Source organism: Brevibacillus borstelensis (assembly GCF_003710865.1).
Classification (GTDB): Bacteria; Bacillota; Bacilli; order Brevibacillales; family Brevibacillaceae; genus Brevibacillus; species Brevibacillus borstelensis.
In genome coordinates this window covers 1-11,498 of record NZ_RHHO01000021.1, presented here as the reverse complement: position 1 = coordinate 11,498, position 11,498 = coordinate 1, and the positions used below count along the sequence as shown (strand labels likewise).

Annotated in this window: 12 protein-coding genes; 6 read left to right on the top strand and 6 right to left on the bottom strand. The window is 54.3% G+C overall.

All coding sequences use genetic code 11. From position 1 onward, the window contains the following. Positions 1–5: 5 nt before the first annotated feature. A complete protein-coding gene (locus tag EDM54_RS11305; protein ID WP_003391715.1) occupies positions 6–683 on the top strand; it encodes a TetR/AcrR family transcriptional regulator in 678 nt (225 codons plus the stop codon). An 11-nt stretch (positions 684–694) separates the two neighbouring features. Here the strand turns inward: EDM54_RS11305 and EDM54_RS11300 are convergent, their stop codons facing one another. From EDM54_RS11300 to EDM54_RS11290, 3 genes are read right to left on the bottom strand one after another with little or no spacing between them, the layout of a single operon-like run. Then, positions 695–2,137: a sigma-54-dependent transcriptional regulator gene (locus EDM54_RS11300; RefSeq protein ID WP_003391714.1), complete on the bottom strand. Its 1,443-nt coding sequence runs from the start codon at positions 2,135–2,137 to the stop codon at positions 695–697. Then, entirely contained in the window at positions 2,130–3,419 is a 1,290-nt protein-coding gene (locus EDM54_RS11295) for an ATP-binding protein (protein WP_003391713.1), read from the bottom strand. The genes EDM54_RS11300 and EDM54_RS11295 overlap by 8 nt, the downstream gene beginning before the upstream one ends. Positions 3,420–3,427: 8 nt before the next feature. After that, the gene (locus tag EDM54_RS11290; protein WP_003391712.1) at positions 3,428–4,576 is read right to left on the bottom strand and encodes an iron-containing alcohol dehydrogenase; all 1,149 of its coding nucleotides are present in this window, start codon (positions 4,574–4,576) and stop codon (positions 3,428–3,430) included. 233 nt (positions 4,577–4,809) lie between these two features. On the opposite strand from EDM54_RS11290, the gene adhP reads away from it, so the two are divergent. The 3 genes from adhP to EDM54_RS11275 are packed head-to-tail and all read left to right on the top strand — an operon-like array spanning position 4,810 to position 7,762. After that, positions 4,810–5,823 carry an alcohol dehydrogenase AdhP gene (adhP, locus tag EDM54_RS11285; protein WP_003391711.1) on the top strand — a complete coding sequence of 338 codons (1,014 nt, stop codon included), beginning with the start codon at positions 4,810–4,812 and terminating at the stop codon, positions 5,821–5,823. 29 nt (positions 5,824–5,852) lie between these two features. Next, positions 5,853–7,373 carry an aldehyde dehydrogenase gene (gene adh, locus EDM54_RS11280; RefSeq protein ID WP_003391710.1) on the top strand — a complete coding sequence of 507 codons (1,521 nt, stop codon included), beginning with the start codon at positions 5,853–5,855 and terminating at the stop codon, positions 7,371–7,373. A 35-nt stretch (positions 7,374–7,408) separates the two neighbouring features. Next, positions 7,409–7,762 (top strand): DUF779 domain-containing protein, encoded by a 354-nt coding sequence (locus EDM54_RS11275; RefSeq protein WP_122958197.1) that lies wholly within the window; start codon positions 7,409–7,411, stop codon positions 7,760–7,762. A 311-nt stretch (positions 7,763–8,073) separates the two neighbouring features. On the opposite strand, the gene EDM54_RS11270 is transcribed toward EDM54_RS11275, so the two are convergent. Further along, entirely contained in the window at positions 8,074–8,451 is a 378-nt protein-coding gene (locus EDM54_RS11270; RefSeq protein ID WP_003391708.1) for a VOC family protein, read from the bottom strand. Beyond that, positions 8,423–8,575, bottom strand: coding sequence for a hypothetical protein (locus tag EDM54_RS26455; RefSeq protein WP_155807957.1), 153 nt, complete (start codon positions 8,573–8,575; stop codon positions 8,423–8,425). Before EDM54_RS26455 ends, EDM54_RS11270 begins: the two co-directional genes overlap by 29 nt. A 153-nt stretch (positions 8,576–8,728) precedes the next feature. Between EDM54_RS26455 and purU the strand changes: the two genes are divergently transcribed. Further along, positions 8,729–9,628 carry a formyltetrahydrofolate deformylase gene (gene purU / locus EDM54_RS11265; protein WP_122958196.1) on the top strand — a complete coding sequence of 300 codons (900 nt, stop codon included), beginning with the start codon at positions 8,729–8,731 and terminating at the stop codon, positions 9,626–9,628. A 349-nt stretch (positions 9,629–9,977) separates the two neighbouring features. Here the strand turns inward: purU and EDM54_RS11255 are convergent, their stop codons facing one another. Further along, a complete protein-coding gene (locus tag EDM54_RS11255; protein ID WP_024983577.1) occupies positions 9,978–10,601 on the bottom strand; it encodes a LysE family translocator in 624 nt (207 codons plus the stop codon). A gap of 381 nt (positions 10,602–10,982) precedes the next feature. Between EDM54_RS11255 and EDM54_RS11250 the strand changes: the two genes are divergently transcribed. Beyond that, positions 10,983–11,498: hypothetical protein (locus tag EDM54_RS11250; protein ID WP_183189159.1), on the top strand; the 516-nt coding region annotated here is incomplete at its 3' end.

The window sequence follows — 11,498 nt, the reverse complement described above, 5'->3', positions numbered from 1 at the left end:
AGGCCGTGGATTCTGGTAAATCGTTTGAAGAGAGTCTGTTGCAGTTCGTCGAGGAGCTGAAGGACGAGAGCGAAATGACGGAAAAGCAGCGCAGCATCATGCAGGCGTCGATCAAGCTGTTTGCGACCAAAGGCTTTCATGCAAGCTCGACAGCGGAGATCGCCAAGGAGGCGGGCGTGGCGGAAGGGACCATTTTCCGCCACTACAAATCCAAGAAGGACATTTTGCTGGCTGTCGTGGCGCCTGTCCTCGTCAAAATTGCCACCCCGTTTATCCTCCGTGATGTGCGGGAGATTTTCAACAGACAAAAAGAGCTTTCGTTCGGCGAAATTCTTCAGGAGCTGTACCAAAACCGCTTGAGCCTGGTGGCGGCCAACGAGAAGCATGTCCGCATTTTGCTGCAGGAGGCGTTTTTCCACGACGAGATTCGCGAGACGCTTTTGTCTACGGTCTTTCAGGAAATCAAGCGGCTTGCCGCCCAGTTGATCAAGGATCGGACGGAGGCAGGCGAGCTGCGGCCGCTCCCGTCTGATGCCGTGTTCCGGGCGATCCTCTCCTCCCTGATTGGTTTGGTGCTGTTCAAGCATGTGACCGATCCGGACGAGTTTGCCAAGCGCACGGACGAGGAACAGGTCGCAGCCACGGTGGATATTCTGTTGTACGGTATCGCCAACCGTCCATGACAGTATGTTCCTTACTCTTTTTCATTGAGGATGTAGCGGAGCGTACGCTTGGAAATGCCCAGCTTTTCGCTGAGCAGCTGCCTGTTTCCGTCCGTCTCTTTAAGGCCTTTCAGGATGATGTGACGGCCGATCTCTGTCTCCAGCCTGCGAATTCGTTCCATTAGCTGCTCAAAATGAATCTCGTCTACCGACCCAATCCGGTCGACGACGCTCTCGACAAAGCGGATCGCTTCCTGCTCCACAAAACGGTGGACAGCAAGCGGTCCGTTTGTATTTGCGAGGGAACGAGGCGAGCTTTCGACGATATTTGCGGGCAGGTGTTCCGGCAGCAAAACCGGGCAATCGTGTATGGCAGCGGTTTGGTTCATTACGTTGAGCAGCTGCCGCACATTTCCCGGCCAGTGATAGGCTGTAAGCAGGGCCATCGCTTCCGCATCGACCCGGCGTGTGCCGCCAAATTTCTTTTCCAGATAGTCCTGGACGATGAACGGTATATCATCGGGCCGCTCCCGCAGCGGCGGGATGGACAGCTTTACCCCCTCCAGCCGGTACAGCAAATCGGCGCGATACCCGTTCTTTTCCACTTCCTGCTCCAGACTTCGGTTCGTCGCCGAGATGAACCGGATGTTGCTCTTCAACGTCTGCTCCCCGCCGATGCGCATGAACTCGCCCGTCTCGATGACGCGCAGCAGCTTGACCTGAATGGACAGGGGAGCCTCTCCGATCTCATCGAGGAACAGGGTGCCATTATGGGCCAGCTCAAAAAAGCCTTTCCGCGCCTTTACGGCTCCTGTAAAGGCCCCTTTTTCATGGCCGAACAATTCGCTCTCCAGCAGCGTTTCCGGGATCGCGCCGCAGTTTATGCCGACGAAGGGGAAGGATGACCGCGTGCTTGTACCGTGGAGAAAGCGGGCCATCAGCTCCTTGCCGGTGCCGGTCTCGCCCTCGATCAGGATATTGATTGCCTTTTTGGCCAGCTTCTCGGCGAGGGACAATACTTTCACCATGGGGCTTGCCGGTGCGTAAACCATGCCGTAGTGGCGGGCTGTCTGGGCCAGCCGATCATAGCGCTCGGTGCTTTTCTCCAGGACGGAAAAGATGGCCGTCTCCAGGCTGTCCAGGTCGTCAAAAGGCTTTTCCAGGTAGTCTCTGGCACCGAGCTGCATGGCGGTGACAGCGGATTTGATCGTGCTGTAGCCGGTCATGACCATGGCTTCGCACGCGGGAAACCGGTTCTTGATGGCCGTCAGCAGCTCCAGTCCATTGGCATCGGGCAGCTTCAAATCAATCAGCGCCAACTGATACCCGGCGGAAGCGTTGTCTGCGAGCAAAAGCTCCACTTCTTTTCCAGAATGGGCGACGGTCACATGGCAGTTTTTCGCCTTGAGAAAATACGTAAAGAAGGAAGTCACTTCCACTTCGTCATCGATGATGAGTACGTTTTTCCTATTCACCGTCATTCTCCTCATGAGCTGTAGTTGGCAGCAGCAAGGTGAAGCAGCTGAACTTGCCCGCCTCGCTTTGGGCCATCAGCTTGCCGTCGTGGGACTCGGCAATGCCCAGACTGACCGACAGGCCGAGTCCCGTTCCCTTGGCTTGCTCCTTGGTCGTAAAAAAGGGATGAAAGATTTGCGGAAGATGCTCTTTTTCAATGCCGACGCCGTTGTCGTGAACGGATAAGCCGACAAATGGGCCTTCTGGCAAAAAGGTTTGGAAGGTTTCGATGGTGATCGTCGGTGACGGCACACCTTGAAGGGCGTCGCGGGCATTGAGCAAGAGATTGATGATGATCTGTTCGATCTGGTGCCGGCTGCCCCGGAAAAGCAGCGGCTTGTCCGACCGTTTTTTGGCGATGGTCACCCCGGAGACGGTAAGCTGGTAGCCGATCAAGCCGAGAACATCCTCGACCAGATCGTTCATGTTCAGCCGCTCGAAGGGATATTCCTCCTGCCTGGAGAAGGTCAGCAGATTTTGGATGATCTTCTTGGAACGGACACCGCATTGATATATATCGTTCATCATTTGCGAATACGGCTCTGTCTTGATTTCCCTCATCAGGAGCTGGATGTTGCCGAGAATCGCCGTCAACGGGCTGTTCAACTCGTGAGCCACGCCCGCTGCCATCTCCCCGATTGCTGCCATTTTCGCCGATTGAACAAGCTGTGCCTCGATTTTCACTTTCTCGCTCACATCTTTGAACAAAATCATGTTTTCCACGGAAACGCCGACGTGCTCGGCGATTTGCTGGAACAGGACAAGGTGCTCGGAATCATTTTCGACAGGCGTATCGTGCAGCAGCGTGAGAAAGCCGAATACGCGCTGCAGCCTGCTTTGCAGCGCAACCGATGTCACATGGCAGTCCGGATGCTCCGTTTGAAGCAGGGCGTTCAACTGTTCGGTGCTGACAGGTGTTTTTTGCTGAAGCGGACGCGTAACTGTACGGCAGTGCCAGTCATCCTGCTCGCGCTGTGCGATGTGGGAAAACATCGTCGCTCGCTCGACCAGGGTAAGGATGAACTGATCGAACGGGATCAGCCGGGAAAGCTGCTCGGCCAAATAGAGACTGACTTCCGTCCAGTCGGCGTCTACCTGGATTTTGGTCAGGCGATTCATAACCTCCAGCTGTCGGTTTTTCTTTTTCATCTCATCGACGACGAGGTTGAGCTCCTTATAGTACGTTTTGCGCGACGATTCCACGCCGGTCAGCTTTTCGAGGATTTCCCTTTTGTGATGCATACGTCCTCCTACATGGCTTTTTGGAACAGGGCCTTGACGTCTTCTGCGCTCATGTCGCGGGGATTGGTGGCCATGCATACGTCCTGAACGGCGTTGCGGCTCAATAGCTCGATATGCTCGGGCTGCAGGCCCAATTCGGACAAAGTGACAGGGATCTGCAGGTCGCCGGTGAGATTGGTAACGGCTTTCATCATCAGCCGCGAAGCATCGTGGAGGCTGAGTCCGGCGACGTTTTCACCCATCGCTTCCGCCATCTTGCGGTATTTTTCCGGAGCGGCAATGTAATTGTATTCCAGCACGTAGGGAAGCAGAATCGCGTTCACCTCGCCGTGTGGAGTATCCAGCAGGCCTCCGAGCTGATGCGACATGGCGTGAACGGCCCCTAAAATGGCGTTGGAAAAGGCGATGCCGGCTTGCAGACTGGCCATCGCCATCGCTTGCTTGGCTTCGAGATTGTATTGGCTGGCAACAGAAGGCCGCAGGTTTTGGGAGATGATCCGCATCGCGGAAAGAGAGAGCACTTCGGTTAGCGGCGTGGCGGCCAGCGAAATGTAAGATTCGATAGCATGGGTCAGGGCATCGATGCCGGTGTTGGCAGTCAGCCGGCCGTCCTTTGTCATCAGCGTCTGTGGATCGATGATCGCGATGTCGGGAATCAGCGACTTGGAGATGATTGCCATTTTCACCTTGCGGGCAGAGTCGACGATGATTGAAAATTGCGAAACCTCAGAGCCGGAACCGGCTGTGGTCGGAAGCATCACCATGGGCGGCAGAGGCCGTTCGATTTTGTCCACGCCTTCGTATTGAAGAATGCTTCCGTCGTTTGTACCGAGCAGAGCGATTGCTTTGGCTGCATCCATCGCGCTGCCTCCGCCGACGCCGACGATGGCGTTGCATTCGTGGTCACGGTATTCCGCGGCACCGGCGTGAACCTCGTAGTCTTTCGGATTGGGGGTCACATGGGTCCAGAGGTGGTAATCCAGGTTGCTCTCTTTTATATGCTTGATGGCCTGCTCTGCCCATCCGGCATCAAGGACTCCCGGGTCGCTGACGAGAAAGACCTTTCTGGCGCCCAAGCGGCTCAAGCTTTCCCCGATCTGGCTGATCGACTGGTTGCCAAAAATGATTTCCGGAGTGGCGAACTTGGATATTTGCATCTGAACACCCCTTTATTTCCAAATTAGCTGTTCTCGTTTTCATTGTAATATATGCCTGAAATCGTTTCCAAGGACAAATCGTCGGCTGATGGGCCGTTATTTTGTCCCGGGTGCCAAAATTTTGGCCGAACCTGCATATTTTTCCTGAAAATTGGTATTATTTAGAACTGGCATGTTGGTTGCATGAAGAAAACTCCAGAGTGACCCACTCAATTTTCAAGGAGGGATTCTTCATGAAAGCAGCAGTCGTCAATCAGTTTCACGAGAAATTGGAAGTGAAGGAAGTGCCTGTTCCAGAAATTGGTCCAGGGGAGGTGCTGGTAAGGATCAAAGCATGCGGCGTCTGCCATACGGATCTGCACGCAGCTCACGGGGACTGGCCCGTCAAGCCGAAGCTTCCGGTCATTCCCGGTCACGAAGGCGTCGGGGTCGTCGAAAAAGTGGGAGAGGGAGTCGCCTCCTTGAAGGTGGGAGACCGTGTGGGCATCCCCTGGCTGTACTCTGCCTGCGGCGAGTGCGACTACTGCCTGACCGGCTGGGAAACGCTGTGCCAGAAACAGCAGAACGGCGGATACTCGGTGGACGGCGGCTATGCGGAGTACTGCAAGGCTCCGGCAGCCTATGTAGCCAAAATCCCGGACGGAATCAGCGATGTGGATGCAGCTCCGATCCTTTGCGCCGGCGTCACGACATACAAGGCGCTCAAGGTAGCAAATGTAAAGCCGGGCGAGTGGGTGGCGATTTACGGCATTGGAGGACTGGGACATTTGGCGCTCCAGTACGCCAAGGCGATGGGCTACAACGTGGCGGCGGTGGACATCCACGATGAGAAGCTGGAGCTGGCCAAAGAACTGGGAGCCGATGTCACGGTGAACGGGGCCAAGGTCGATCCGGTTCAGGCGATTTCCGAAGAGATCGGCGGCGCGCATGCAGCGATCAGTGTTGCCGTTACCAAAAAGGCTTTTGAACAGGCGTACCGTTCCGTTCGGCGCGGGGGCTCAGTCGTCGTCGTCGGTCTGCCCAATGACGAGCTGCCGATCCCGATCTTTGACACCGTATTGAACGGCGTTTCGGTAAAAGGGTCGATTGTCGGCACGCGCAAGGATATGCAGGAGGCGCTTGAATTCGCCGCCCGGGGAAAAGTGAAGGCCATTATCGAGACACAGCCGCTCGACAAGATCAACGAAGTGTTTGACCGGATGGTAAAAGGACAGATCAACGGACGCGTCGTTCTGACGATGGAGTAAGCGGGTAATTTATGGGAGGGATTTTGAGGATGATCTACACACAGCCGGGACAACCCGCCAGCAAAGTAACGTTTCGCACGCGCTATGAAAACTATATTGGCGGCGAGTGGGTAGCTCCTGTACAGGAGGAGTATTTTGAAAACGTTTCCCCGGTCAATGGAAAGGTGTTCTGCGAGGTAGCCCGGTCCCGGGCGGAAGACATTGAAAAGGCCCTGGACGCTGCCCATGCTGCAAAGACAGCGTGGGGCAGTACGTCTGTCGCAGAGCGAGCCCTTATTTTAAACCGGATCGCAGACCGGATGGAGGCAAATCTGGAGATGCTGGCCGTGGCGGAGACGTGGGACAACGGCAAGCCGATTCGCGAGACGCTCAATGCCGACCTGCCGCTTGCCATCGACCATTTCCGCTATTTTGCCGGTGTCGTTCGGGCCCAGGAGGGAACCATCAGCCAAATCGACAATGACACGGTCGCCTACCATTTCCATGAACCGCTGGGCGTGGTGGGGCAGATCATCCCCTGGAATTTCCCGCTCTTGATGGCGACGTGGAAGCTGGCTCCGGCGCTGGCGGCAGGCAACTGCGTCGTCCTGAAGCCGGCAGAGCAGACACCCGCCAGCATCATGGTGCTGATGGAGCTCATCGGGGACCTGCTGCCGCCCGGCGTGGTCAACGTGGTCAACGGCTTCGGCATCGAGGCAGGGAAGCCGCTCGCCACCAACAAGAGAATCGCCAAGATCGCCTTTACCGGGGAAACCACGACAGGGCGTCTGATCATGCAGTACGCTTCCGAGAACATCATTCCCGTGACGCTGGAGCTGGGCGGCAAGTCTCCGAATATCTTTTTCAAAGATGTCTTTGACCAGCAGGATGCTTTTGCCGACAAAGCCCTGGAAGGCTTCACGATGTTCGCCCTCAATCAGGGCGAAGTGTGCACCTGCCCGTCCCGCGCCTTGGTACAGCAAAGCTTTTACGGGGAGTTCATCGAGAGAGCCGTCGAGCGGACCAAACAAATCAAACAAGGCAACCCGCTGGATACGGAGACGATGATCGGGGCCCAAGCGTCCAGCGATCAGCTAGAGAAAATTCTTTCCTACATCGATATCGGCAAGCAGGAAGGGGCAGAGGTGCTCACCGGGGGCGAGCGAAATGTGCTGCCGGGCGATCTGGCGGACGGATACTATGTGAAGCCGACGATCTTCGCCGGGAACAACAGCATGCGCATTTTCCAGGAGGAAATCTTTGGACCAGTCGTGTCGGTCACTTCCTTTGCGGATTTTGACGAAGCGCTGGCGATCGCCAACGACACGCTCTACGGCCTCGGCGCAGGCGTCTGGACGCGTGACATCAACACGGCTTACCGGCTCGGACGCGGAATCCAGGCGGGCCGTGTCTGGACCAACTGCTATCACGCCTACCCGGCCCACGCGGCCTTTGGCGGATACAAACAGTCAGGCATCGGCCGTGAAACGCACAAGATGATGCTCGGCCACTATCAGCAAACGAAAAACCTGCTGGTCAGCTACAGCCCGAATGCACTCGGATTTTTCTAATTGGTGAGAGAAGTCATCATACGGAGGGCAAAGTGATGGTCCAAAAGGTAGTAGCGACTCCGGAAGCGCTGGTCTGGATCGACAAGCTCCGAGAGCAGCATGGCCCGCTCATGTTTCACCAGTCAGGCGGCTGCTGCGATGGCAGCGCTCCGATGTGCTATCCCCAAGGGGAGTTCCGGGTGGGCGATCAAGACGTGCTCCTCGGGGAAATCGGCGGCTGTCCGTTCTACATCGGAGCAGCGCAGTACGAATACTGGAAGCACACGCAGCTTATCATCGACGTCGTAGTCGGCAGGGGCAGCGGCTTTTCTCTGGAAGCTCCTCACGGCGTCAGGTTCCTCACTCGTTCGCGCTGTTTTACGGAGGAGGAAGGGCAGGGGGGAGTATAGCGGGTCCAAGGACAGGAGAAAGATCAGAGGATCTGATGTTTAAAAGAAATCCGGGTAATCTCACCATACTATGCGTGACTTATCAGATGGAAATCAATCTGAGGCAGGATTCAGGATTGAAAAGAACTTAGGTGGATAAAGGCTCCGGGACCAAGAAAGTCCTGGGGCTCTTTCATTTCTCCTTTGTAAAATTCAATCATTTGCCGGTCATAGAGGCGGACTCTTCCTTCATGAAGCAGCCGAAAACGAGCGAGCGTTCATCTTGAGAAGGTAGTTGAAAAACACACTGGTTAAGCACTTTGTTTTTTCAGCTATCGGCAAACCCCTAAAGGATTTCCGTCCGGGTCGTAAAAAGTAAAAAATCGGGTAGCCCCTTCACCGCCAATCGAATTGACTTTCACTCCCTGCTCAATCAAAAGCTGGTGAGTTTTTTCAATGTCATCCGAAATAAAGTTGTAGTATTTGCCTACGCCGAAGTTATTTTCGGGAAACTCCATCGGCTGGTGTTGTACCGTTTTTACAAGGCATACGACCGTTTTTGACTCATCTGAAATCTTCAAAACGGCCGCTTCTGCTTCCACATAAAGAAGTTTGAAGCCCAATTTTTCTTCGTACCACTTGGCAGATAATCCAGGGTTTTTGACCGGAATAAATACACCTTCAATCCCTTTTAACAGCGGTTGCGGCATTTTGCTTCTCCTCTTCGGTAAAATTTTTGTAAAAGATGTTCGCTTCAGCTATTTGGAATTCCTCTTTCAAACAAGCGGGAACGGGAGGTTTTTCAAATAGGTTTGTTACTTCTTCAAACAGCATCCTGAGCAGTTTTCTCCTTTTTCATCTCCTCCACTAAGGTTTGAGCAAAGCCTTCTTTATTACATGCCAATCAAAAAAGTTCGCTCGGAGCATCAATGTCGGACATGATATAATGTCAAAAACATTTTCAAACAAAGTTGGAGGAGTAGAACCATGCATCTTTTGTCAGAGAGAGAATGGCTGGCGTACCGGCAAAAGAACAAGGATCGGGCCCGCATGCTGATTTCCTGCCCCGATCGCGCCGGGATCGTCGCCGCTGTATCCCATTTCCTGTTCGAACAGGGAGCCAATATCGTTCAGTCCGACCAGTACACGACCGACCCGGAAACAGGCCGCTTTTTCATGCGCATCGAATTCGACGTCGTCAATCTGGCCGAGCGCTATGAAGCGATCAAGGAATCGTTCCGCCCGGTCGCGGAAAGCTTTTCGATGGAATGGTCGCTGGTCGAGGCCAACCGACGCAAAAAAATGGCCATCTTCGTTTCCAAGGAAGACCACTGTTTGCTCGAATTGCTCTGGCTGTGGAAGTCGGGTGCCCTGCATGCCGACATCGAGGTCGTCATCAGCAACCATCCAGACATGAAAGAGACGGTGGAGTCCTTTGGCATTCCATATCGGCACATTCCCGTCCTCAAGGATCGCAAGGCCGAGGCGGAGGAAGCCCAGTTGGCCGCTGTGCCGGACAATGTCGACTTTCTGGTGCTGGCTCGCTACATGCAGATTTTGTCCCCGCGCTTCTTGCAGGAGTACCCGATGCAAATCATCAACATTCACCATTCGTTCCTGCCTGCATTCGTCGGAGCCAAGCCTTATGAACAGGCGTACCGCCGCGGCGTTAAGCTGATCGGAGCGACAGCCCACTACGTGACGGAGGAGCTGGACGCAGGCCCGATCATCGAGCAGGATGTGCAGAGAGTGACGCATCAGGAGGATGTGGAAACGCTCAAGCAGTTGGGGCGTCAGGTAGAGCGGACCGTGCTGGCGCGTGCCGTCGGCTGGCATCTGGAGGACCGTGTACTGGTGTATGGCAACAAGACGATTGTTTTCCCGTAACGGCCTCAAAGGATAAGGCGAGAAAGCGCTCCATCCGTGAGCTTATATTTTCGCAGATACAGAGAAGCTCCCATTCCAGGAAGGAAGGGAGCTTGCTATTTCGCCCTTCCTGACAGGAAGGGCGTTTACATTTGTTGGAAAATCTTGGCTTGCGGTCGAACCATCTGCATTTCTTTTACGGCAAAAGACTGGGGCGGGATCAGGAAGCAGGAGACAGGAAACAAGAAACAAGAAACAAGCAACCAGCAACCAGCAACCAGCAACCAGCTTTCCCTTGGACGGCTGTATGCCTGCCGTTTCACTTCGTTTCTGACATGACAGTTACCGAATGTCAACTTGCCCCAGCGGTTTACGGCTGTTTCTCCAAGGCAAGCTTGACGCCGAATCCGAGCAGAGCCACGCCTGTCATCCCCTGAATCACGCGCTGTGTCGACGGTTTTTTCATCCAGGCCCGAATCCAGTTGATGAAATGGATATAAAAGAAGAACCAGATGACTGTCAGGACCGTATAGGTAAGTCCCATGGCGAGAAATTGCCAAAAGGCGCCGGTACCCGGCTTGACAAATTGGGGCAGGAACGTCAGAAAAAAGACGGCGACCTTCGGATTCAGCACATTGGTGAGAAAGCCTTGAAAAAAGTGAGATTTGTGCTTGTAGGCATTTTCGCTTGTCTCATCCCCGCCAGTCGCTTTTCTTCGCAGCGACCACAGGGAGGTAATCCCCAAATAGATCAGATAGATGGCCCCGACGTATTTGAAGATGGAAAACAGAAACGCTGACTTGACCAGGATGGAGGAAAGCCCGAGAGTAACTGCGAGCGTATGGATCATCAGCCCCCCGGCACTTCCCAGAACGGTTTTCATGCCCCCCTGTTTTCCTGCCGCCAGTGTATTTTGCGTAATCAGTCCTGTGTCTGGTCCGGGAAGGATGATCAGCAGAATGGACATCAGAATAAATAAAGAATAATTCTCCATACGAACCTCCCGCTGTGTGACTTTGGCGTTTATCATAACACGGAGGAGGAGTCGGATTCTATATTTTCCGACTTGTGAAAAATCTTTTTATCAGGATCGTCTTCACAGGAGCGCCTCCTGTCTTGAAAGTGGTATCAAAGAAGTGGCCAGCACTTCAGGCGTTCCAAATTACCTTCCATTAATCACAAAGAGAAAATGATTAATTGATTGTTAACTCCGGCCTTTTTCCTGTTTCGCAGGCATAAGAGCCCTCCTCTTGCTCCGTTGTACCCACTGGATTTTCATACTTTTGCTGCATGTGGCCTTTTCATCCAAATACTACCATATGGAAAAGAAACGATTGCAGAAAAGGAATGTCCGGAGGAGTAAGGAGGGGCACTGGTGATTCGGAAGCACTATTTGTTATTGATTCTGGCAATGATTCTTTGTCTGCCGCTGGCCACGTATGCGGCAGACAAGCCAAAGCCAAACATGCTGCGCGCAGATGAGCGAAATGATGCGATTTCGGGCGGAACCAGAAGAGAGGGCGCACCTCCCGACGAGCTGATGAGATTCAGGATCATGTACGCGACATATGCGGAAAGTATGTGGGACGGGCGGATACCGGGCCATTTGCACGGGGATGGGGACGACCTAGGCAGAGGCGGAGACGACCGGGGCAAAGGCGGAGACAACCTGGGCAGAGGCGGAGACGACCGGGGCAAAGGTGGAGACAACCTGGGCAAAGGTGGAGACGACCTAGGCAAAGGTGGAGATGACCGAGGCAAAGGCGGAGACCCGGAGCACGGTACTCCAGCCCATGAAAACACCCGCGCTCCTTTTGATCCTACAGCCAGCGATCTTGACCCAAAAAGCGGCGACCCCGATGGGAAAGGCGACGAACTGAAAGCAAAAGAG

Coding starts and splice junctions, on each gene's coding strand:
- EDM54_RS11295 (WP_003391713.1), bottom strand. CDS start 3,419: ATGCATCACAAAAGGGAAATCCTCGAAAAGCTGACCGGCGTGGAATCG.
- EDM54_RS11290 (WP_003391712.1), bottom strand. CDS start 4,576: ATGCAAATATCCAAGTTCGCCACTCCGGAAATCATTTTTGGCAACCAG.
- adhP (WP_003391711.1), top strand. CDS start 4,810: ATGAAAGCAGCAGTCGTCAATCAGTTTCACGAGAAATTGGAAGTGAAG.
- adh (WP_003391710.1), top strand. CDS start 5,853: ATGATCTACACACAGCCGGGACAACCCGCCAGCAAAGTAACGTTTCGC.
- EDM54_RS11275 (WP_122958197.1), top strand. CDS start 7,409: ATGGTCCAAAAGGTAGTAGCGACTCCGGAAGCGCTGGTCTGGATCGAC.
- EDM54_RS11270 (WP_003391708.1), bottom strand. CDS start 8,451: ATGCCGCAACCGCTGTTAAAAGGGATTGAAGGTGTATTTATTCCGGTC.
- EDM54_RS26455 (WP_155807957.1), bottom strand. CDS start 8,575: ATGCTGTTTGAAGAAGTAACAAACCTATTTGAAAAACCTCCCGTTCCC.
- purU (WP_122958196.1), top strand. CDS start 8,729: ATGCATCTTTTGTCAGAGAGAGAATGGCTGGCGTACCGGCAAAAGAAC.
- EDM54_RS11255 (WP_024983577.1), bottom strand. CDS start 10,601: ATGGAGAATTATTCTTTATTTATTCTGATGTCCATTCTGCTGATCATC.